We start from the raw sequence: 21,425 nt of genomic DNA on the forward strand, positions 1-21,425 counted from the left end.
GTGCAAGACTGTTCGTGTGACGATCACGCTGCTCTCCCGGGCGGGTTGTGCCGCCTGCGCCCGTGCTGTTGCCGATCTGCAACCGATTCTCGACGAGTTCGGAGTCGAGTTCGAGGAGATCGATGTCGATGCGGCCGCGGAAACCGATCCATCCCTGCGCGCCGAATACGGTGATCGATTGCCAGTGGTCCTGCTAGACGGTCGTGAGCATAGCTATTGGGATGTTGATATCCCCAGGTTGGAAGCCGATTTGCGGCTGAGCGCTGGACACTAGTCCAGACTCCTGGCCAGATTTTCGAGTTTTCAGCATGAGCCGAGTTTGTGAATCGATTCACAAGCGGTACCGTGGACCGTCGAGTGGTTACGTCCGTGTAACCGAAGTGTTCGGGGTTGGACTTGCGTCCGTGATTCCCCGGACGATGCAGCCCAGATGAGGAAGACGGTCGGCATGGCGAAAAGTCCCACGTTGGGGCAGCCGGACATCCCGGGTGCCTCGGTGGCCCGGCTTGCCACGTACCTGCACGTATTGCGTTCGATCAGCGAGAGCGGCGCCCTGGTCGTCTCGTCGAACCAGCTCGCCACCGCGGCAGGCGTGAACCCCGCGATCCTCCGTAAGGACCTGTCGCATGTGGGATCCGGAGGCGTGCGCGGTGTTGGCTACGACGTCAGCCGCCTGATCGCACGTATCGCGCTGACCCTCGGCGTCGAGCACAACCACAACGTCGTGCTCGCAGGCGCCGGACATCTCGGTAGGGCCCTGGTCAGTCGGGCCGGATTCGACCGCCGGGGAATCAAGATCGTCGCGTTGGTCGATGCCGATCCGGATCTCGTCGGAACCATCGTCGCGGGCAACGACAGCGAGATGCTGGTCGGCGACCTGGGCGAGGTCGCTGCGATCTGTGCCGAACACGGCGTCGAGATCGCGGTGCTCGCCACCGCGGACGACGACGCGCAGGTCACCTGCGACGCCTTCGTGGCGGCCGGGGTGCAACAGATCCTGAACTTCACCGCCGTCACCCCGCAGGTTCCCGAGCACGTGTTCGTGCGTCCGGTCGACCTCGCGCTCGAGCTACAGGTGATGGCTTTCAATGCGGCACGCAGGCACAGTGCGGAAAACGAAGTGGAGCAACCTAATTCGTTGCCGCGCGGCCGGGCGGCGACACCCCGGGCGCGATCCAACAAGAGGTCGGTGGGCGTGTGAGTATCTTCCTGTTCGGCGTATCGCATCGCAGTGCTCCGGTCTCGATCCTGGAGCAACTCGCGGTCACCGAATACGACCGGCCGAAACTCATCGACGAACTCCTCGAGAGTTCGCAGATCAGCGAGGCCATGATCGTCTCGACCTGCAACCGGGTCGAGATCTACGCAGTCGTCGATGCCTTCCACCCGGCTCTCGAAGCCGTGGGTGAGGTGATGGGACGGCACTCGGGCATGTCGGTGAACGAGATGACCAAGTACGCCTACGTCCGCTACTCGGAGGCGGTCGTCGAACACCTGTTCTCGGTGGCGGCGGGCCTCGACTCGATGGTGGTCGGCGAACAGCAGATCCTCGGTCAGATCCGATCTTCGTACGCCAGCGCCGACGCCAACCGTTCCGCGGGCCGCGTGCTCCACGAGTTCGCCCAGCAGGCGCTCCGGGTGGGCAAGCGGGTTCACAGCGAGACCGGACTCGATCGGGCAGGCGCCTCCGTGGTGTCGGTGTCCCTGGATCGGGCCCGGGCGGTGCTTGGCCGCGAGATCTCCTCGGCCGTGGTGCTCGGCGCCGGTGCGATGGGCGGTCTGGCCGCCGCGCATCTGGCCCGTGCCGGTGTGGCCGATCTCGCGTTGGTCAACCGGACCCATGAGAAGGCTCAGCATCTGGCAGGCAACGTGGCCAAGAATCACGGCATCAACGCTCGGGCGGTCCCCATGGACCAACTGACCGAAGCGCTGGCCGATGCCGACGTCCTGGTGACCTGTACGGGCACGATCGGTGCCGTGGTGGGAGTCGGGCAGGTGCACTCCGCGCTGGCCCGGCGGACTATTGAGAGCCCGCTGGTGATCTGTGATCTTGGTCTCCCCAGAAACGTCGATCCGGCGGCCGCGCGGCTGCCGAACGTGCAGATCATCGACATCGAGGGCCTGCGCGGCGACGAGGCCACCAAGGCTGCCGACGCCGATGAATCGGCTGCCCGCGAGATCGTACTGGCGGAGCTCGCCGACTACATGACCCACCAGCGTCAGGCCGAGGTGACGCCCACCGTGACCGCGCTGCGGCAGCGTGCGGCCGAGGTTGTCGAGGGTGAGATCCTGCGGCTGGAAAGCCGCCTGCCGGGCCTCGATGACCCGCAGCGTGACGAGGTCGCGAAGACTGTTCGCCGGGTTGTAGACAAACTCCTGCACGCGCCGACGGTGCGCGTCAAACAACTTGCGAGTACTCCGCAGGGTGATCAATACGCCGAGGCGCTGCGTGAGCTTTTCGAGCTCAAACCTGGTGCAGCAGAATCGGTTTCAACTCCTGAAGTCGGTCTCGGTGAGGCCGACGCACCCCGAAAGGGTCACTAGAAATTGAGCTCTTCGTCACGCCGCACTCCGATCCGGATCGGCACCCGGGGTTCCTTGCTGGCCACCACTCAGGCCGGCACCATTCGTGATGCCCTGATCGCTGCCGGGCATCCGGCCGAGCTTGTCATCATCAAGACCGCGGGCGACCAGTCGTCCGATCCGGTGCAGCAGATCGGCGTCGGTGTCTTCGTCACCGCCATCCGCCAATCGTTGACCGCGGGCGACGTCGACGTCGCGATCCACTCCTACAAAGATCTCCCGACCGCGCCCGAGCCGGGCCTGGTCATCGCGGCAACCCCGACCCGCGAAGATCCCCGAGATGCGCTGGTCGCAGCGGGTGGCAAGGTGCTGGGCGAGCTGCTGCCCGGTGCCACCGTCGGCACCTCGGCCCCGCGACGGGCCGCGCAGCTTAGGGCATTGGGTCTCGGTTTGGAAATCCGCCCCCTTCGAGGCAATCTAGATTCTCGGTTGGGCAAAGTCGCCAGCGGTGAACTCGACGCGGTGGTGGTGGCCAGGGCCGGACTGGTACGTATCGGACGGGCTGATGAGGTCACCGAAGCGTTGGATCCGGTCCAGGTGCTACCGGCGCCTGCACAGGGAGCTTTGGCCGTGGAGTGCCGTGAAGACGATGCCCAACTGGTGAGCATTCTCGCCGAGTTGGATGATCCGTCCACCCGTGCGGCGATTGACGCCGAGCGTGCGGTACTCGCGGCCCTCGAGGCCGGGTGCACCGCGCCGGTCGGTGCGATGGCCGAAGTGGTCGAGTCGATCGACGAAAGCGGGCGCATCTTCACCGAGCTGTCGCTCCGCGCGACGGTGGTGGCCGAGGACGGATCTGATTCCGTTCGGGCCTCGGTGGTGGGCCCGGTCTCGAGAGCGACCGAACTAGGCCGAGAACTTGCCGCAGAACTGCTGGAACTGGGAGCGAAAACGCTCCTCTAGGACCGGCGGGCCGAGCTACAGCCCCGAGTGGGGCAGGAGAGCAACATGAGCCGAACCAAAAAGGTCATCACGCCTGGACGAATCCTCTTCGTCGGGGCAGGACCCGGCGATCCCGGGTTGCTGACCGTCCGCGCCCGCACCGCGATCGAGAACGCCGTCACGGTGTTCATCGACCCCGACGTGCCGTCCGCGGTCGTCGCGCAGATCGGTGCCGGATCCGGTGAGCCGACCTCGTCGAAGACGGAATCGTCACGTTCGGGTGCCACAAAACCGAGCAAGCAAGACATTAGCGCCGCGGCCGAGGGTGCGGATCAGCAGGGTGCGCAACAGCCTGATGCCGACGCCGCTGACGACGACAACAACCAGGTCAGCAACGTGCGGCCGGCTCTTGGCGACCCCAATGAGGTCGCCAAGACGTTGGTGGCTACCGCGCGGGAGGGCCACGATGTGGTCCGCCTGGTCGCCGGTGACCCGCTGACCACCGATTCGGTCCTGGCCGAGGTCAATGCCGTGGCCCGCACGCAGGTGCAGTTCGAGGTCATCCCGGGATTGCCCGCCACGGCCGCTGTACCGAGCTATGCGGGTATGCCGCTGGGCTCGGCTCATGCTGTGGCCGATGTGCGCGGAGAGGTCGATTGGGCGGCCCTGGCCGCTGCTCCCGGACCGCTGGTGCTGCACGCGACGTCGGGACATCTCGCCGAGACCGCCAGTGCGCTGACCGAGAACGGTCTGGCCCCCCAGACGCCGGCTGCGATCACCGTCAACGGCACCACCTGCCAGCAGCGCACGATCGAGGCCACGCTGGCGACCCTCAACGAGAGCGGCAGCGCCCTGACCGGGCCGCTGATCGTCACCATCGGCAAGGTCGTCGCCGCGCGCGCCAAGCTGAACTGGTGGGAGTCGCGGTCGCTGTACGGGTGGACCGTGCTGGTGCCGCGCACCAAGGATCAGGCAGGCGACATGTCGGATCGGCTCGTGACACACGGTGCCATCCCGATGGAGGTCCCGACGATCGCGGTCGAACCACCTCGGAGCCCGGCTCAGATGGAGCGTGCGGTCAAGGGTCTGGTCGACGGCCGTTACCAGTGGGTGGTCTTCACCTCCACCAACGCGGTTCGCGCGGTCTGGGACAAGTTCGCCGAATTCGGTTTGGACGCAAGGGCTTTCAGCGGCGTGAAGATCGCCTGCGTGGGCGAGGCCACCGCCGAGAAGGTGCGTAGCTTCGGTATCAACCCGGAACTGCTGCCCACCGGCGAGCAGTCGTCGCTGGGGTTGCTCGAGGACTTCCCGCCCTACGACGACGTCTTCGATCCGGTGAACCGGATCCTGTTGCCGCGCGCCGACATCGCCACCGAAACCCTGTCCGAGGGCCTGCGTGGCCGCGGGTGGGAGATCGACGATGTGACCGCGTACCGCACCGTTCGGGCCGCGCCGCCGCCGGCCGAGACCCGCGAGATGATCAAGACCGGTGGTTTCGACGCGGTCTGCTTCACCTCGTCTTCGACGGTCCGCAACCTCGTCGGTATCGCCGGGAAACCGCATGCGCGCACGATCGTCGCCTGCATCGGTCCGAAGACCGCCGAAACCGCGACCGAGTTCGGTCTGCGAGTGGACGTGCGTCCGGAGAACGCGTCGGTGCAGGAACTCGTCGACGCGCTCGCCGAGCATGCTGCCCGTCTGCGGGCCGAGGGTGCACTGCCTCCTCCGCGTAAGAAGGCCCGTCGCTCGCGCTCGTAGGCTTGGTCTCATGACCGCACCTTTCGATCGACCTGCCCTTACCGATCGACCTGCCCTTACCGATAGACCCCGTCGGCTACGCAACACCCCGGCCATTCGCCGGCTTGTTGCCGAGACATCGCTCGAGGCGCGCCATCTGGTGTTGCCGATGTTCGTGGCCGACGGGCTCGATGAGCCCCGTCCGATCAGTTCGATGCCCGGGGTTGCTCAGCACACCGTCGAGTCGCTGCGGCGGGCCGCCGAGGCGGCCGTCGAGGCGGGTGTGGGCGGTCTGATGCTGTTCGGAGTTCCGAAGTCGCAGGACAAGGACGCCGTCGGTACCGCAGGCACCGACCCCGACGGCATCCTCAACGTCGCGCTGCGGCAGCTGCGGAGTGATCTCGGTGATTCGACCGTGATCATGGCCGACACCTGTCTCGACGAGTTCACCGATCACGGCCACTGCGGTGTCCTACGTCCGGACGGTGCGGTGGACAACGACGCCACGCTCACCCGCTACACGGAGATGGCCGTCGTGCAGGCGCGTTCCGGTGCGCACATGGTCGGTCCCAGCGGAATGATGGACGGTCAGGTGGCCGCGATCCGCACCGCGCTCGACGATGCCGGCTTCATCGACACCGGGATTCTGGCGTACACCGCGAAGTACTCGTCGGCGTTCTACGGCCCGTTCCGCGAGGCGGTCGACTCGTCGCTGGAGGGTGATCGCAAGTCGTATCAGCAGAATCCGGCCAACCTGCGGGAGGCGACCCGCGAACTGCACCTGGATCTGGCGGAAGGCGCCGACATCGTGATGGTGAAGCCGGCGATGCTCTACCTCGACGTGCTCCGGCGAATCGCCGACGAATCCGATGTTCCGGTCGCCGCGTACCAGATTTCCGGTGAATACTCGATGATCACAGCTGCTGCCGAGCGCGGATGGATTGATCGGGATGCGGCCATCGCCGAGTCCCTGCTTGCCATCCGGCGGGCCGGAGCTGACATCGTCCTCACTTATTGGGCACATGAGGTTGCATCTGCGCTACATTGACAATCGCAAGCAATAAGTGATTGTTCATCGGGGTGGGGCCTGATGGCGCGACCGGGGTGCTGGGGGAACAGCTGTGTCGGATCAACCGAGTCGTCTCGAAGTGGCGTTTGCCAGATCCATCGAACGCAGGCGAGGGGCGGCCGGCCCATTTCACAGTCGAGATGACCTGTACAACTTCGTGAGTCAGCTTCGATGTGAAGGTATCCCGGTCGAGGCATCGGCCGCCGTACTCGGCTTCGATCCCATGGATTTCCGGCAATGGATGGACAAGGACTCCGTGGTTCAGTGCCCCTCGGGCCACACCCGCAACGCTTCGGGGCAGGTGCTCCCACTGGTCGACACCTCACGTCCAGTGCCGAAACGGAATCGTCAGGAGCCTCCGCCGAGCGACCAACTGCGGCGCGCTTTTGACGGTCCGGTCCGAAAACGGGCAGCCGAGCTCTTTCCCGAACCGCCTCCCGACGAAGCGGGTTGGTTCCCGCTGGTGCGGTTGCTGGCCGGCGAGGGGGTGCCGGTGGACGTCAGTACCGCGATCCTCGGTGTGAACCTCGATGCCTACCGGTACTGGATGGCCGACGGCCGACGCCAGATCACCAGCGCCGTCGGTGACTCGGGAAGGCCTGCCTGAGCGGCGCCAACTACGCTGGGACGCATGTCCGTGCCCCCCACGCCCCATGGCCAGAACCCACACAGTGGGTACCCGGCCGGCCAGAGTCCCGGCGCCGGGTCGGAGCCCACATCCACCAAACCGACCATCCCGAATGCCACGGCGATCGCCACCGAGCTGTGGATCCTGGTGATCGTGGCCCAGTGCGTCATCTTCGGGTCGCAGTATCGGCAGTTCTTCGACACCGCCGACGACGTCGCCAAGGACAATCCGGACGCACAACTGCCCGACGGGGTGATCTGGGCGGTCATCGCAGTCACCGGTCTGGTTCTGGCGGCGGTTTTTGCCGGGCTGAGCTGGCTGGCCCGGATCGGGTACAACTGGGCGCGTCTGGTCCTGGGATTCTTCAGTTTCTTTCTCGTCGTACAAACGGTGTCGGCATTCTTCGCGGACAGTTCCGACACCTGGGTGATGGTCCCGAATGTGATCGGCGGTGTGGCCGCGCTCGGTGCGGGTGTGCTGCTCATGCATCGCGATTCGGACACGTACTGCAAGAACATGACGCGGTGGCGCAAACAAAAGAAGCAGCAGCCGCCGTCGTACTACAACCCACAGCACTACAACCCACAGCACCACAACCCACAGCACTACGACACACAGCACTCCAACACCCCGTCTCCGCAGCAGCCCTATTACGGACAGCCGCAGCAGTACGGACAGACGCAGCAGTACGGACAGCCCCAGCAGTACGGGCAGCCCCAGCAGTACGGGCAGCAACAGTCGCCTGGTGAGCAACCCCGATACGGTGGCGAACCCGGATATCCACCCGCGGGATATCGACCGCCCGCAGGTCCTGATGACTACAGTCCAGAAGACAACAGACCTGACCCAGGAGACCGAACGTGAGCAGCAAGCCCGTCGAACCGGCCGCACCACCGACCCTGGTCACGCGCGCCTACTGGCTGTGGACGATCAGTGGCGCGCTGATGGGTCTGTATGGAATCGCGCTCATCGTCGCGAGTCTGATCGAGGGTATCGGCGGGTTCGTCGCACTCGGGGTTTTCTTCACGGCCATCGGAGCCGCATTGATCTTCGCGGCGCGTAAGGCCTTCTCCGGCGATCAGCGGTGGCGTTCGGCGTTGGCCGTGTTCACCCTGATGCTCGTTGCCCTCGGGATCATGGCCTCGTTCTTGATCAAGGGTGCGGCCGCCCTGCCCCTGCTGTTCAGCGTCGTCGCGCTCATCGGGTCGATGATGGCGTTTCGCCCCTCGTCGGAGCCCTGGTTCGAAGACGCGAAATGAGCGGCGATCGCGAGTTGGATCCAGCGGAGGGCGAGACCCTTTTCTATGAGCCGGGCGGTGCCTGGTGGGTGGTTGCCATCGGCCCGGTGCTCTGTCTGATCGTGTTCATCATGGAGATCGTCGGCGGCGGTCAGCTGCATTGGCCGGCATTGCTGGCCTTCGCGGTGCTCATCGGCGGGTTCTCTCTGCTGCAGGTCTATGCCGCGCGCGCCCATGTCAGTGTCCGGCTGACCGAGGCATCGTTGCGTCAGGGTGCGCAGACCATCCGCCTCGACGAGATCGAAGAGATCTTCCCCGAAAATCACGGCCACGAGCACGCGAAGTGGGAGAGCGCACCCGCGCTCGGTGAGCTGTCCGCGGTGCCTCGGCGCCGCGGCGGTGTTGGCGTGAAACTCAACAGCGGCCGTTTGGTTCAGGCCTGGGCCCGGGACGTGGACCGTTTCCGGTCCGAGCTGGTGCAGGCACATCAGGCCGTGCAGATGGGGCTGGGCCCCAAGCGCCCGCGCGACGACGCACCCGACTGACGGGACGCGACCACCGCGTCCCGCCATCGGGCGTGCCGATTTCGCCGATGGTCAGGCGGTCTGATCGTCGATCATGGCGGTCCGCAGGAGTTCCTCGGGTACGGCGAATCCGTCCACCAGGGTGCGGGCGTGGGGCCGCAGGCTCAGGCACAGTTCGTTGACGCCCCGCCGGATGGCCTTGGCGCGTTCGACGGACACGTGCCGGTGCATCAGGAACCAGTCGAGGTCGGCTTCCAGCGTCGAATAGACGAACAGGTCGCAGACCTTGCCGAGCAGTTCGGTACCGGCTTTGCTGTCACATCGGTCGATCGCCTCGATGAACGCTTCGAGCACCACCCGTTCGATGTGTGCGGTGCCGACTTTGAGCAGGTGGTCCTGTGCGCCGTTGAACACCTCGAAGGGGTCGTTGTCCTCGTCGGTGGCGCGGCGCAACCGGTTGGCACAGGTCCGCAGCAGATGATCCTCACGGTTGCGCAGCAGCCGGATCTGAGTGCCGCGGTTGGTGAGGTCGGATTGTTCGGGATCTTCGTCGCTGCCGTCCATGAGTGTCTGCACCACCTGGCGTGCGGCGGACTTCTCGAGGAAGACGTCGCGGGCCATCCCGGCGATGAACCGGGCCCAGCCCACCGCGTTCAGGCCGCGCACGTCGTCGGAGTAGGCCGAGAGCAGTTCCTTGGCCACCAGCTGGGTCAGGACGGTGTTGTCACCCTCGAACGTGGTGAACACGTCGATGTCGCCACGCAGGATCGACAGCTGGTTCTCGTCGAGGTAGCCCGCCCCGCCGCAGGCCTCACGGCAGACGTTGATGGTGTTGGAGGCATGCCACGTGGTCATCGCCTTCAAACCGGCTGCGGCGGTTTCCAATTCGCGTTGCCGGTCCTCGTCCGCGCTCTCCGCCGACTGGACTTCGTGGAGCTCTTCGATGATCTCGTTCTGGGCGAACGCGAGCGCGTACGACTTCGCGATCAGCGGCAGCAGCTTGCGCTGATGACCCAGGTAGTCCATGACGGTGATCTCGTCGGTCGAGTCCGGCGACTCGAACTGCTTGCGCGCCAAGCCGTATCGGGTGGCGATGGTGAGTGCTTTGCGGCTGGCGGCGCCCGCGGTGGCGGCGACACTGACCCGTCCGCGGATGAGCGTGCCGAGCATCGTGAAGAAGCGGCGGTTCTGATTCTCGATCGGGGACGTGTAGGTGCCGTCCGCCGTGACGTCGGCGTAACGGTTGAGGAGGTTGTCGCGTGGGACGCGGACATGGTCGAAGGTGATGCGCCCGTTGTCCACTCCGGTGAGTCCACCTTTGTAGCCGCAGTCGCTCGTGGTGACGCCGGGCAGATCGTTGCCGTCGGCGTCACGGATCGGAACGACCAGACAGTGCACACCGCGACTGGTGGGTTTTTCGCCGGGGCCACCGGTGATCAACTGCGCGAACACCGCCGCAACCCTGGCGTGCTGCGCGGCGCCGCCGATGTAGTCCTTGCGCGCGAGATGGGTCGGCGAATGGATGATGAACTCATCGCCGGCCGGATCGTAAGTAGCCGTGGTCTGCAGCGCCTGCACGTTGGAACCGTGTCCGGTCTCGGTCATGGCAAAGCAGCCGAGTACGTCGAGGTTGATCAGGCCCTCCACGTACTTCTGGTGATGGCGCTCGGTGCCGAGGTTCTCGATGGCGCCACCGAACAGACCCCACTGGACGCCGGCCTTCACCATGAGTGACAGGTCGGCGTAGCCGAGCAGTTCGATGGCGGTGATCGATGCACCGATGTCGCCGGTTCCGCCGTGCTCTTCCTGGAATCCGGCACGGGCGAAGCCGAACTCGGTCAGTTCGCCCATGACTTCGAGCATCCGGGCGCGGGCCTGCTCCAGCGACCGAGACGGATCGGGGAGCAGGTCGGCCCGGTTCAGTTGTTCCCGAACGTGTTCCCGTGTACTTCGCCACCGGCCGTCGAGTGCGATCCGGAGATTGTCGACGAGCAACGCATCGTCTGCGTCTGGGGTTTCGGTACCCGGAAGATCGGCCGGGACGTCGTCAGAGCTGGCTTCGATGGCAGTCATGAATTCGAGCCTACCCAGCGGAGGCGACGCTCAACCCCGCATCACCACTGAGTCCCCATCACGTAGCGGGGACGATCGTGATGGCGTCGAGCCGTTCGAGGATGAAATCACCCGAGATGACCGGTGGTCGCCCGGACTCCGCGCCGATCGGTGGTTCCAGGGGCGTCACCACGGCGTCGTGATTGGCCTCATAGAAGAAGATCAGCGAGACGAGGTCCTCATCCGGGGCATCGGCCTGCGGTGGCAGGACGCGGTGACGTCCGGCCGGCCAACGACCTCCGGTCCAGTATTCGAGGAGATCGCCGATGTTGATCGTCAGCGCGGACGGATCGTATGGCGCGTCAGCCCATCCGCCTTCGGTGCTGTAGACCTGCAGTCCGCCGGCGCCCGGCTCGCGGTCGAGGACGGTCACCGTGCCGAAGTCGGTGTGGGGGCCGATCCGGTACTGACCGTCTTCGACCGGCCCGGTCTCGGTGATCGCGGGGTAGTGGTTGATGTTCGAGGTCCATGTTGCGAGATTTGTCCGGCCGAGAAAAGGATTGGCCTCACCGGTCAGGCCCAGCGAGGCGGCCATCAGATCCAGCAGGTCGTCAGACAGGGACTTCATCTGCTTGCAGTAGTCCACGAACAACTCGTGCAGGCGCGGGACCTCCTGCGGCCAGAGGTCCGGCGGGAACCACAGGGCGTCGACCTCCGGATCGCCTACCGGCGTCTGCGCGCCACAGTTGTAGGTCTCCTTCAGATCCGGCGGGGTCTCGGTGCCTTCGGCGTATCCGTTGGCCTCCATCCCGGGACCGATCCAGCCGCGGCCACCCACCGCGACGGCGTACTTTTCTTTCACTTCGGTTGGCAGCGCGAAGAACTCGCGTGCCGCCGCCCGCAGTGCGGCGGGGAGTTCCGGGTCGATGCCGTGTCCGGTGACCAGGAGGAATCCGGCCTGTTGCAGGCTCCTGTCCACGGCCGCGCACAGTGCATCGGCTGCTTCGCCGCCGGAGCGCCACTGCGAGATGTCAACAGTCAGAATGGGACTGCTCACGACATGCTCTCCTTCGATGTCTCCGTGTCATCGGCAACACCGATGTCTTCATTCCACAGGAGCGGGTTGAGGTCGATGAACTCCGACATCATCGACACGCAGTCGGGATCGTCGAGCACGGTCACCGAGACGCCGTTCTCGATCAGCCAGTCCTCGCCGCCGCGGAATGTGGTGTTCTCGCCGATGATCACGGTCCCGATGTTGAACTGCCGGATCAGGCCGCAGCAGTACCAGCACGGTGACAGCGTGGTGACCATGATCGTGGACCGATAGTCGGTCTGCCTGCCGGCATTGCGGAACGCGTCGGTTTCGCCGTGGACGCAGGGATCGTCGTTTTGTACCCGACGGTTGTGGCCGCGGCCGAGGAGCGTCCCGTCGGCGGCGAACAGAGCCGCTCCGATGGGGATCCCGCCTTCGGTCAGGCCCTGTCGGGCTTCGGCGTACGCAATCTCGAGCAAGGTGGTCGGGGAAACATCGAGGGATGTCGTCATGCCAGCAACGGTGCCCGTGATGCGTCACCGCGGCAACTGACATAGTGTCCCGGTAGCAATGCTGACCGGCGTGCATTTCGTCTGGTCCCTAAGTCGATCGCCTGAGAAAGGGACGCCATGGTCCTGACATTGCGTGACGTGCTCGACCGGCATCTCGCGGCCGCCGACCCGCAGGTCCTGAGCGGCTATGACGGGCTCGACAACGAGGTCCGGTGGGTGCACTCGAGTGAGATCTTCGAGATCGGGCCGCTGCTGTCGGGCGGAGAACTGCTGCTGACCACGGGCCTCGGACTGGCAGGGGTCGATGCAGGCACGCGTCGGCACTACATCCGGGAACTCGCGCAACGCAAGGTTGCCGGCGTCGCGATCGAGATGGGTCGGACCTTTGACGAGGTGCCCGACGAGATGGTGCGCGAGGCCTCGACCGTGCACTTTCCGTTGATCGCCCTGCGCACGGTGATCCCGTTCATCGACCTGTGCCGGTCTGCCAACACAGATCTGGTGTCGGGCGAGGTTGCCCTGTTGCGCCGGCGCAGTGAGCTGGGTACCGCGTTGCACACCGAGATGGCGGCGGGCAACGGTGCGCCTGCGATGCTGAAACGTATTGCGGCCGCGGCTGGTTGCCCCCTTGTGCTGCTCGGGAGCGGCAACGCGCTGATGGCCGCCGAGGGCGTCGACGACGACCATTCGGCGTGGCAGGCGGTGGATGCGCAGGTGGCATCGGTTCCGGTGGGGATGCGAGGGGAGGTTCTCGCAACGCTGGTCGCCGGTCCCGGATCGCCACTGGATCGGGCCGGATTGGTCAGCATGCTCGAGCTCGGGGCAGGGCCCCTCGGAGTGACGCTTTCGTTGTCGCGGGAGCTCGGTGGACTTCCGCATCGGGCCGCGTCGTCGTTGATCTCGGATCTGCTCGACGCCCGTATCGATCGGCGATCCGATCTGATGATGCGGTTGGGGGCCGCAGGTTTTCGGCCGTCGGCCTCCGCCCGGATTGTTCCTGTCGCGGTTGATGTCCCGACACCGCGGATGGCCTCACAACTGAGTGCCTCTGCCGCCAAACGGATCTCGGCGCAGTCGATGCACGCGCAGGTACATGCGACCGCGTACGCCCTGATCGCCCCGTCGAGACTCGATCGCGATGCCGTCACTGAGATCGTGGGTGCGTATGCAGGCGGCTCCGGCGCGGCGACAGTGGTGGTGGGCGATCCCTGCCGCCTTGATGCGCACGAACTCTCGTCGGCGCTGGTGCGGGTGCGCCATGCATTGTCGCTCGCGGTGGCCGATCGGCGGTCGGGTTCACACTCCGATGCGGTGACGTCGGTCCGGGCGCTGGCCGCGGACCTGGCGGTGGAGACCTTGCCGGATGGCGTCCGGTCGGAGTTGGCCGCCGCAGCGCTCGGCCCGGTGATCGCCTGGGACAACGACCACGGCTCGGAGTTGATCCACACCCTCGAAGTGCATCTGCGGAACGGCTGCAGCGCCACCCGGTCGGCGGCGGCGCTGAATCTGGGGCGGCAGAGTCTGTATCAGCGCCTCGAACGTATCCGAGGACTGGTCGGATTCGATTTCACTGCGCCGCAAACCTATCCGGGATTGTTGATGGCCCTGTGCGCTCATCGCGCACAGGGCCGTCGCAGAGCCGACTGATCAGAACCACTTGTGGAGCAGTTCGAGGGGTGATCAGCGGCTCGGGTCATCAACTGTCAGATCAACGGGCGGGGGTTGATCAGACTGCCTGGTAGTCCTTGTTGATCTTCTTGCTGCACAACAGGATGTAGCCGAAGAAAGCAATGATGAATCCGACGAAGAAGGCGATGTCACCGAGTTCCGGCACAGCATCGGCCACGTAACCGACCCAGCGTTCCTGATTGCCGAACAGCAACACCGAGACCACCAGGGCGACCAGGAAGGTGAAGAGTCCACCCCAGTTGGAGTATTTGGAGTCGTAGAGGAATCCGGCGATGGGCCGGTTTCGGCGCAGCAGTTGGTCGGCGAACACGATGCCCAACCACGGTCCGATCCAATAGGCGACGATCAGCAGGAACGTCTCATAGTTCGCCGCGGCATCGGCGAGGGCCCACCAGGCGACCAGGAATCCGACCACACCGAAGACCGCGGTGACCAGAGCGCGCTGGATACCGACCGAGAACTTGAATCCCATTGTCACAAAGGCCATCGCGCCCGAGTAGAGGTTGATCGCGTTGGCCGCCACGGCGCCGACGGCGATCGCCAGCAAGGTGAGGTTGGCAACGACCGAAGGCATCGACGAGGTGAACGCGTCGGTGTAGTTGAGGTCGGCGTCGAAGCCGATCGTGACCGATGCCGCGCCGATCGCCATCAGAACGGTGGTGGAGATGAACAGGCCGCTGGATGCGAAGAATCCGGTCTGGAGCTTGGATACATTCGCCGGAAGGTAGCGGGTGAAGTCGGCAGCATAGGGCGTCCAGCCTGCGGTGTATCCGAAGGCTGCGCCGACGGTCAGCAGGAATCCGCCGAGGGTACCGCCGCTCTCGCCCAATGACGGCATCGAAAGGTCGGCTTCACTGAAGATGAAGATGCCTGCGATCACGAAGATGACCGCAAGGACCGGTGCAGCGGCCCGTTCGAACCTCTGGACCAGGTTGTGCCCGAAGAACGCGAAGCTCGTCTGCAGGAGCACGATGATGAGCAGCGCGATCGCCGACGGCACGCCGATGAGTGTGTTGAGGGCCAGTGCGCCGCTGACGCTGTTGGTTGCGAACCAGCCGATGCCACACATCACCGCCATGAAGGATGCCGGGACGATGTTGCCTCGGTACCCGAAGCCCAAGCGGCCGAGCACCATCTGTGGCACACCGTGAAGCGGGCCGCGCGCGGACAACAGGAAGTGGGCCGCGGCGCCGAGCAGATTGCCCAGTGCCATCGCGGCGATGGCCTGCCAGAAGGTCAAACCGAAGTAGAGAACCGCGAGTATGCCCAGGAAGATGGTGGCGAATTCCAGGTTGGGGGCGGTCCAGGTCCAGAACAGGCCGCGGGGCTTGCCATGGCGTGCCTCAAGCGGGATGAACTCGTTACCACCCGGCTCCACTGCGAGAACTTTGTCGCCGTAGGTGCCCGATGCAGTCTCCGGTTCCGGAGTGGTGCGGGGCGTCGTGGATGTCATTGCGCAACAGTCTCCCGCGCAGGAGCAAGCTGCAACTGACATTTCGTCGGTTGGGATTACCGATTCGGCAGTCGGATTGTCCGAATCGGTAGGCAAACGACCAGCCGGTTGCCATGGTGCTGCGGCCGCAACCCGTCAATTCATCTGGAGCGGACTTCATCCGGCTACCTGGAGCGGACTTCATCCGGCCGGCTGGACTGACTTCGTGGGCGGCAGCACCACGCACTTTCACGCTATGGAGTTGTCAAGGATGCGTGCGCGGTCCCGACGAGAGCTCGGGTGCGCTGGTGGTGGAGAAGTGGTGACGGTGGTGAAGTTGGTTCAGGCGGCGAGGGTGAGGGTTCGCCGGTTGTAAGCCGGTAAAGGTTTTCGTTGCGGGTCGATGTCGGCCGGTGGGATCAGCCACGGGTGTCCGTCGGAACCCATGATGACGTCCCAATCGGTGTTGTGGACCGCCATATGGCAGGTCCGGCACAGCAGGCACCCGTTTATCCAGGGTGGTGAGGCCGCCGTCGACGAAGTGCACGATGTGATGACAATCCGACCAGCCGGCCTTGGCCCCATACTTGATGCAGCAGGTGTCGCGGATGATGATCGCCTTGCGGACCAAACCCTTGAACAGACGTTTCGGCGGACTCAGATCGATGGGGACTTGCTGTGCGTCGAGGGTGATCGTGGTGATCGACGAATCACACGCCAACATCGCGGCAGTCGCCTCGGTGGCCGGACCCATCCAGGCAGCGAGGCAGCCTCGGGATGATCGGCGGGCACGGTCACCATCACCTCGGTCCGCGGCGCCGACACCAACGTCTGTCCACCACCACCGCAATCCAGAAGTTGGTGCAGCGCATCAGCTCGGCGTTGGGTGGGGCTTCGACCGTCATCCGAGCCATCCGGTTCAGGGCGCCCTTTGGACCAGAAGTCCAACGCGGAGAACAGCTTTTCACCGATCACCGCATCCACATCGAACGTGCCGACACAGCGGCCCTCACGGACTGCATACTCCAGGCTGTTCAGTGACCGGTCTTCCGCCGGCGGTGGCCCGCCGGTGTCCCTGGACCCGTCCGGTGAATAGCCGGCAGTACGATCCAGACCCATCAAGCCTGCGCTGATGCGTAACCAGCGGTACGCCGATACTGGTGCAGCACCGCTGGCCTGCAACAACTTTGATGTGGTCGAACCCGCCTTACGCGCCATCCCCGATTCATCGATCACCGCGGCGCACACCGCGAGTTGATGCTCCGTCGCGTTACGCAGGGTGATCAGATCCTTCGCCATACCCAGCGTCACAGTTGGATCATCGGGTAAGACCAGATCAACCAAATCGTCGACCATCTCGAGAAGTCGCATAGCACAGCACCTTCCAAGGAGAGAACAAACCGGGGGCGTCGACCGGAGTGTCTCTGCGGGGAAGGCGTCAGATACGTCGTACTTGTGGTCGACTGACTCCACCGAACTCAATCGAACGCGTGTTCGCAAGGGTGTAGTCAATCGGATGTGGTTCGGCTACAACATCTTTCGATAGCCTGACGAAGTAGATGGGCGATCGGTGAGCGCAACTAGCGGAGGGATGGCTGTTGCTGGGTGATGCAGTGGATGCCGCCGCCGCGTTCGAAGAGGGGCCGAGCATCGATGGTTCGCACTGTCCGGCCAGGGTAGACGTCGCCGAGTATCTCCGCGGCCTCGTGATCGTTGGGGTCGCCGAAGCTGCAGGCGATGACGGCACCGTTGATGACGAGGTGGTTGATGTAGCTGTAGTCGACCGGTCCTTCGTCGTCGGTCAGGACGGTGGGCGCCGGTATGTCGATGATCTCCCAGCCGGGTTCGGCGGCGGCGATGGTGGCCTTGATCTGCTTGCTGACGGCGAAGTCGGGATGGTTCGGATTCCGTTGATCGTGCACCAGCACCACCCCCGGTGACGGCATCGCGGCCACGATGTCGACGTGCCCACGGGTGCCGAACTTCTCGTTGTCACGAGTGAGGCCGTGTGGCAACCAGATCGCGCGGTCGGCCCCGATGGTCCGGGCAAGCTCGGCCTCGACCTGCGTTTTGGTCCACGTGCTGTTACGCCCGTCGCCGAGCTGCACCGACTCCGTGACCAGGACGGTTCCTGCCCCATCGACCTGAATGCCGCCGCCCTCATTGATCATTGGCGAATCGATGAGTTCGGCGCCGGCGCGCTCGGCGATGAGTTCTCCGATGTGCTGGTCCTTGTCCCACCGTGCCCACTCGGCCGCACCCCAGCCATTGAAGACCCAGTCGACCGCGCCGAGGCGACCGTTGTCGTCGAGGACAAACGTCGGCCCGATGTCGCGTGCCCACGCATCATTCAGCGGTGCCTCGATGATCTCGATCTCGGACGACAGGTAATCGCGGGCCGGACCGATCTCGCCCGGGTCGACGATCATCGTGACCGGTTCGAACTCCACGATGGCGTGGGCGACGGCGGCCCAGGTGCTGCGGGCCGCGTCACGAGCCACCGTGGTGTCGCCCAGCGAATAACCCTGGACCGGAAAGGCCATCCAGACCCTGTCCTGCGGAGCGCTTTCCGCGGGCATGTGCCAGTTGCTCATCGGATGCTCCTCGTCGGGGCTAGGTCAGGGCGATGTACTTCGTGGTCAGATACTCGTAGATACCCTCGGAGCCACCCTCGCGCCCGATGCCGGACTGTTTGACGCCGCCAAACGGCGCGGCGACGTCGGAGATCACACCCCGGTTGATACCCACCATGCCGGATTCTACCTTGTCGGCCACGCGCAGTGCGCGGTCGAGGTCGGTGGTGTAAAGGTAAGCGGCTAAGCCGAATTCGGTGGAATTCGCTGCGTCGATGGCCTCGGTCTCTGTGGTGAATGTGCTGATCACGGCAACGGGGCCGAAGATCTCGTTCTTGGCGATCTCGGCGTCTGCGGCAACCTGGTCGAGCACGGTCGCCGGGTAGAAGCATCCGGCGTCATCGGCCGGATCGGCGCCGAGGCGAACCCGCGCACCGGCTGCCACCGCGTCGGACACGGCGGTGGCAATGGACTGCTGCTGTTTGCTGTTGACCATCGGTCCCAGGGTCGTCTTCGGGTCGTAACCCGGGCCGAGCACCATCGCCTTCATTTTCGCGGCCAGGGCGGTCGTGAACTCTTCGGCGATATCTTCGTGTACCAGAAAGCGATTGGCCGCGGTACAGGCCTCGCCGCCGTTGCGGGTCTTGGCAGCAAAGGCGCCTTCGACCGCAAGTTCGAGGTCGGCGTCGGCAAAGACCAGGAACGGTGCGTTACCGCCGAGTTCCATGGAGGTCCGTTGGACATTTGCAGCAGCATCGCCGAGCAGCGTGCGACCAACTTCGGTCGAACCGGTGAAGCTGATCTTGCGGACCCGGGGGTCGGCGATCAGTGGCTCGGTGACATCGGTTGCCTTACTGGTCGGCAGCACTGCGAGTACGCCGTCGGGCAGTCCGGCCTCGCTCAGTAGCTTCGCGAGGTACAACATCGTGAGCGGGGTTTCTTTTGCAGGTTTGACCAGTATGGTGCAACCGGCAGCGAGCGCGGGACCGATCTTGCGAGTTCCCATGGCCAGCGGGAAGTTCCACGGCGTGATCGCCAGGGCGACGCCCACGGGCGCGTGCTTCACCAGGATGTTGCCGGTGCCGGCGGGCGACTGTGTGAAGCGACCGGCGATTCGTACGGCTTCTTCGGCGAACCAGCGCAAGAACTCACCGCCGTAGTTGATCTCCGCCTTCGAGTCGGCCAGGGCCTTGCCCATCTCCAGCGTCATGATCAGCGCCATGTCGTCGGCGTTCTCGCGGATCAACTCGAATGTCGATCGCAGGATCTCCGAGCGGACCCGGGGCGCGGTGTCGGCCCATTCGTCAGCGACCGAGAGTGCGCTCTCCAAAGCGGTATTGGCATCGTGTGGGGTCGCGTCGGCGATCTGCAGCAGGGTGGTGCCGGTGGCCGGGTCGGCGACGGGGAAGGTCTCGCCGTTCGACGAGTCGACCGACTTGCCGTTGATCCACAGCCCGGCGGGAACTGTGCCCAGCAGGCCGCGGAAGTCGGCGATGGGGTCGGTGGTGTTCTCAGTCATGGCAGTGGCCTCCTGTGGTTTCGGTTGAGCAGTGTGAACTGGGGCTCGGTTCGACGTCCAGTGACGGGTTGCGGTCGAAGAAGCCAAAAGGTTTGAGCCAGAACGACACCGTGTCGGCGGGCATGATGGGCCAGTCCTCCGGCCGGGTGATGTGGTGGACACCGAAGGTGTACCAGAGGACCACGTCGGTGTTGTCGATGCTTCGGTTGGCCTTGGTCCATTCACCGAGTCCGGTGTCGGCGGCCGATTGGTTCACGAATTCGCCTGCCGGCCAGCGCTCGTCGGGATGGTTCGGCGTCACCCAGACGGTGTGCCCGATGACCTGTGCGCGCTGGAAGATCGGGGAGGCGGGATCGAACATCGCCGGGATGGCGTCGCCGGGAACAAGTTTGTACGACGGGTGGGTTCCCAGGCCGTTGGTGGTGTTGGTGTTCACCACTTTCCAGGCGCGCTGAGTCGCCCAGTTCATGTCCTGTTTGCCCTCGTCTTCGGTGCGCAGTGGGGTGTTGCGCTGGACCAACGCCAGCCCGTAGGGATTGCCGGGACCCATCGGTTCGATCTCGGTTTCGCTGGCATAGACGGTGTTCTCGGTCCCGTCCACGTCGAGATCCAGCCGGGCGGTCAGGAAGTGCTGGTGGTACGGCGCGTAGGTCCGTTCGTCCACGAGCGTGCCGTTGGGGTGAGCCGCACCGGGTGCGATCGGTGTGGTCACCATGATCCCGGTGGCGCGGACCTCGCATTCGATGTTGCCGTCCTGGTAGAAGCGCCAGTAGACAAGGTACTCATAGTTCGCCACTGTGACATGGAAGGACACCGTGAGCCTGCGCATGCGCCGGACCTCGGCGCCGGCGTCGTGATCGACGTGTTTCCAGAGCACGGCGTTGTCTTCTTCATGAATGCAGATGGCGTTTTTGATGGTGTACGGCTCGCCCTTGCTGTTGTGCAGGACCGCATCGAGGTACCGGATCTCACCGAGGCAATCGCAGCCGAGTTCCAGCGAGGTGGTCATGAAGCCCAAACCCCACTCGCCGATGTCGAATGCCGTTCTGCGGTAATGATCTTCGGATGGATCCCGGTAGGGGACCATCATCTCGGCGAATGACAGCCGATGCGCCACCGACCGCTCGCGACCACAATCGTTGTAGCTGATCGTGTGCAGCGTCATACCCTCGCGGTGGTTGAAACCAACTCGCAGAGACCAGTTCTGCCACGTCAGCAGATTTCCGTCGAGGGTGAATGATGGTCCTTCGGGCTGGGTGATCTCCAGCGGTTTGAGTGGCTCCCGTGTCGATTTGGCGCGCAGGCGTTCGGGGATGCGGGCCGGGACATATTCGCCCATCACCTCGGGTGGTTCCACACCGCCGGTGTCCTCGATCTCGAGCAGTTCCATCGTGTTCAGGTCGATGACACAATGTAGACCGCTGACCGGATGGGCATACGGATTGGCGCCGGCCTCACCTTTGACCCAGGTGTCGGACCATCCGATCCGCCGCTCCCGATACTTCTCCGGAGCCACCGCATCGCCGTAGGTCCAGGTGTCCATGAACACGAGATCGAGATCGGTGATACCCCGACTGGCCAGTGCCGCAATCACATCCGGATGCTTGCGCAGAACCTCATCACACTCCTCGAACTCGTCGACGGTGAAGTTCGGTTGCACACCCGGGATGTGAGTGAAGGATTCGACGGTGTCGTCGGTCAGGGAGACCACCGCCTTGTAGGTGGCGTTACGGCCGCTGTCCAGGCAGGTGACGACGCCCTTGCGTGCTGGGGCGGGGCCGCCGCCGGCATAGGTGGCAAGGTCGGCCTTGCTCGGTTCGAGGAGTTCGATGGAGTTGAATCGCCAGCCATCGCCGACACCCTGGTCACGTTGCAACAGAGCTGCAGTGGCCCTGAACTCGTCTTCCCGCAGCGGATCGAGCGGGTGGAACGTTGTTTTTGTTGACACGCG

The 21,425-nt window shown here is 64.7% G+C and carries 20 protein-coding genes; 11 read left to right on the plus strand and 9 right to left on the minus strand.

What is annotated here, in order from left to right:
- The first annotated feature begins 16 nt into the window (after window positions 1-16).
- The 10 genes from AC56PL_RS01285 to mce1N all read left to right on the plus strand — a co-directional run bounded on the left by AC56PL_RS01285 (window position 17) and on the right by mce1N (window position 8,682).
- The gene (locus AC56PL_RS01285; RefSeq protein ID WP_482135768.1) at window positions 17-274 is read left to right on the plus strand and encodes a glutaredoxin family protein; all 258 of its coding nucleotides are present in this window, start codon (window positions 17-19) and stop codon (window positions 272-274) included.
- A 174-nt stretch (window positions 275-448) separates the two neighbouring features.
- A complete protein-coding gene (locus AC56PL_RS01290) occupies window positions 449-1,201 on the plus strand; it encodes a redox-sensing transcriptional repressor Rex (RefSeq protein WP_495514625.1) in 753 nt (250 codons plus the stop codon).
- Window positions 1,198-2,544 (plus strand): glutamyl-tRNA reductase, encoded by a 1,347-nt coding sequence (locus AC56PL_RS01295; protein ID WP_497152795.1) that lies wholly within the window; start codon window positions 1,198-1,200, stop codon window positions 2,542-2,544. The genes AC56PL_RS01290 and AC56PL_RS01295 overlap by 4 nt, the downstream gene beginning before the upstream one ends.
- Window positions 2,545-2,547: 3 nt before the next feature.
- Complete coding sequence (gene hemC / locus AC56PL_RS01300) at window positions 2,548-3,486, plus strand: hydroxymethylbilane synthase (protein ID WP_495514627.1); 939 nt, start codon at window positions 2,548-2,550, stop codon at window positions 3,484-3,486.
- Window positions 3,487-3,531: 45 nt separating this feature from the next.
- Window positions 3,532-5,223 (plus strand): uroporphyrinogen-III synthase, encoded by a 1,692-nt coding sequence (locus AC56PL_RS01305; protein ID WP_495514628.1) that lies wholly within the window; start codon window positions 3,532-3,534, stop codon window positions 5,221-5,223.
- 10 nt (window positions 5,224-5,233) lie between these two features.
- Window positions 5,234-6,250 (plus strand): porphobilinogen synthase, encoded by a 1,017-nt coding sequence (hemB, locus tag AC56PL_RS01310; RefSeq protein ID WP_497152796.1) that lies wholly within the window; start codon window positions 5,234-5,236, stop codon window positions 6,248-6,250.
- Between the two features lie 73 nt (window positions 6,251-6,323).
- Window positions 6,324-6,878, plus strand: a complete 555-nt coding sequence (locus tag AC56PL_RS01315; protein ID WP_495514630.1) for a hypothetical protein — start codon at window positions 6,324-6,326, stop codon at window positions 6,876-6,878.
- Between the two features lie 24 nt (window positions 6,879-6,902).
- Complete coding sequence (locus tag AC56PL_RS01320; protein WP_497152797.1) at window positions 6,903-7,763, plus strand: DUF308 domain-containing protein; 861 nt, start codon at window positions 6,903-6,905, stop codon at window positions 7,761-7,763.
- Complete coding sequence (locus tag AC56PL_RS01325) at window positions 7,760-8,158, plus strand: hypothetical protein (protein ID WP_497152798.1); 399 nt, start codon at window positions 7,760-7,762, stop codon at window positions 8,156-8,158. The genes AC56PL_RS01320 and AC56PL_RS01325 overlap by 4 nt, the downstream gene beginning before the upstream one ends.
- A complete protein-coding gene (mce1N, locus tag AC56PL_RS01330; protein ID WP_495514633.1) occupies window positions 8,155-8,682 on the plus strand; it encodes a transport-regulating membrane protein Mce1N in 528 nt (175 codons plus the stop codon). Before AC56PL_RS01325 ends, mce1N begins: the two co-directional genes overlap by 4 nt.
- Window positions 8,683-8,733: 51 nt before the next feature.
- Here mce1N and AC56PL_RS01335 read toward each other — a convergent pair whose 3' ends face one another.
- From AC56PL_RS01335 to AC56PL_RS01345, 3 genes are read right to left on the minus strand one after another with little or no spacing between them, the layout of a single operon-like run.
- Entirely contained in the window at window positions 8,734-10,734 is a 2,001-nt protein-coding gene (locus tag AC56PL_RS01335; protein ID WP_497152799.1) for an acyl-CoA dehydrogenase family protein, read from the minus strand.
- A gap of 58 nt (window positions 10,735-10,792) precedes the next feature.
- Window positions 10,793-11,770, minus strand: coding sequence for an isopenicillin N synthase family dioxygenase (locus AC56PL_RS01340; protein ID WP_497152800.1), 978 nt, complete (start codon window positions 11,768-11,770; stop codon window positions 10,793-10,795).
- Window positions 11,767-12,261, minus strand: coding sequence for a deaminase (locus AC56PL_RS01345; protein ID WP_495514636.1), 495 nt, complete (start codon window positions 12,259-12,261; stop codon window positions 11,767-11,769). The genes AC56PL_RS01340 and AC56PL_RS01345 overlap by 4 nt, the downstream gene beginning before the upstream one ends.
- Window positions 12,262-12,378: 117 nt before the next feature.
- Here AC56PL_RS01345 and AC56PL_RS01350 point away from each other — a divergent pair, with 117 nt between their 5' ends.
- Entirely contained in the window at window positions 12,379-13,908 is a 1,530-nt protein-coding gene (locus AC56PL_RS01350; protein WP_495514637.1) for a PucR family transcriptional regulator ligand-binding domain-containing protein, read from the plus strand.
- A 79-nt stretch (window positions 13,909-13,987) separates the two neighbouring features.
- Here AC56PL_RS01350 and AC56PL_RS01355 read toward each other — a convergent pair whose 3' ends face one another.
- The 6 genes from AC56PL_RS01355 to AC56PL_RS01380 all read right to left on the minus strand — a co-directional run bounded on the left by AC56PL_RS01355 (window position 13,988) and on the right by AC56PL_RS01380 (window position 21,422).
- Complete coding sequence (locus AC56PL_RS01355; protein WP_497152801.1) at window positions 13,988-15,403, minus strand: purine-cytosine permease family protein; 1,416 nt, start codon at window positions 15,401-15,403, stop codon at window positions 13,988-13,990.
- Between the two features lie 321 nt (window positions 15,404-15,724).
- Entirely contained in the window at window positions 15,725-15,862 is a 138-nt protein-coding gene (locus AC56PL_RS01360; protein ID WP_497152802.1) for a hypothetical protein, read from the minus strand.
- A gap of 177 nt (window positions 15,863-16,039) precedes the next feature.
- A complete protein-coding gene (locus AC56PL_RS01365) occupies window positions 16,040-16,753 on the minus strand; it encodes a DUF222 domain-containing protein (RefSeq protein ID WP_497152803.1) in 714 nt (237 codons plus the stop codon).
- 209 nt (window positions 16,754-16,962) lie between these two features.
- The gene (locus AC56PL_RS01370) at window positions 16,963-17,976 is read right to left on the minus strand and encodes an agmatine deiminase family protein (RefSeq protein ID WP_497152804.1); all 1,014 of its coding nucleotides are present in this window, start codon (window positions 17,974-17,976) and stop codon (window positions 16,963-16,965) included.
- A gap of 19 nt (window positions 17,977-17,995) precedes the next feature.
- On the minus strand, window positions 17,996-19,474 hold the full coding sequence (locus tag AC56PL_RS01375; protein WP_497152805.1) for an NAD-dependent succinate-semialdehyde dehydrogenase: 1,479 nt from the start codon (window positions 19,472-19,474) through the stop codon (window positions 17,996-17,998).
- Window positions 19,467-21,422, minus strand: a complete 1,956-nt coding sequence (locus AC56PL_RS01380; protein ID WP_495514642.1) for a primary-amine oxidase — start codon at window positions 21,420-21,422, stop codon at window positions 19,467-19,469. Before AC56PL_RS01380 ends, AC56PL_RS01375 begins: the two co-directional genes overlap by 8 nt.
- Between the last annotated feature and the right edge of the window lie 3 nt (window positions 21,423-21,425).

This window comes from Williamsia sp. Y721 (assembly GCF_059683565.1).

Coding starts and splice junctions, on each gene's coding strand:
- AC56PL_RS01370 (WP_497152804.1), bottom strand. CDS start 17,976: ATGAGCAACTGGCACATGCCCGCGGAAAGCGCTCCGCAGGACAGGGTC.
- hemB (WP_497152796.1), top strand. CDS start 5,234: ATGACCGCACCTTTCGATCGACCTGCCCTTACCGATCGACCTGCCCTT.
- AC56PL_RS01375 (WP_497152805.1), bottom strand. CDS start 19,474: ATGACTGAGAACACCACCGACCCCATCGCCGACTTCCGCGGCCTGCTG.
- AC56PL_RS01305 (WP_495514628.1), top strand. CDS start 3,532: ATGAGCCGAACCAAAAAGGTCATCACGCCTGGACGAATCCTCTTCGTC.
- AC56PL_RS01290 (WP_495514625.1), top strand. CDS start 449: ATGGCGAAAAGTCCCACGTTGGGGCAGCCGGACATCCCGGGTGCCTCG.
- AC56PL_RS01320 (WP_497152797.1), top strand. CDS start 6,903: ATGTCCGTGCCCCCCACGCCCCATGGCCAGAACCCACACAGTGGGTAC.
- AC56PL_RS01360 (WP_497152802.1), bottom strand. CDS start 15,862: ATGGCGGTCCACAACACCGATTGGGACGTCATCATGGGTTCCGACGGA.
- AC56PL_RS01345 (WP_495514636.1), bottom strand. CDS start 12,261: ATGACGACATCCCTCGATGTTTCCCCGACCACCTTGCTCGAGATTGCG.
- AC56PL_RS01335 (WP_497152799.1), bottom strand. CDS start 10,734: ATGACTGCCATCGAAGCCAGCTCTGACGACGTCCCGGCCGATCTTCCG.
- AC56PL_RS01350 (WP_495514637.1), top strand. CDS start 12,379: ATGGTCCTGACATTGCGTGACGTGCTCGACCGGCATCTCGCGGCCGCC.
- AC56PL_RS01365 (WP_497152803.1), bottom strand. CDS start 16,753: ATGCGACTTCTCGAGATGGTCGACGATTTGGTTGATCTGGTCTTACCC.
- AC56PL_RS01355 (WP_497152801.1), bottom strand. CDS start 15,403: ATGACATCCACGACGCCCCGCACCACTCCGGAACCGGAGACTGCATCG.
- mce1N (WP_495514633.1), top strand. CDS start 8,155: ATGAGCGGCGATCGCGAGTTGGATCCAGCGGAGGGCGAGACCCTTTTC.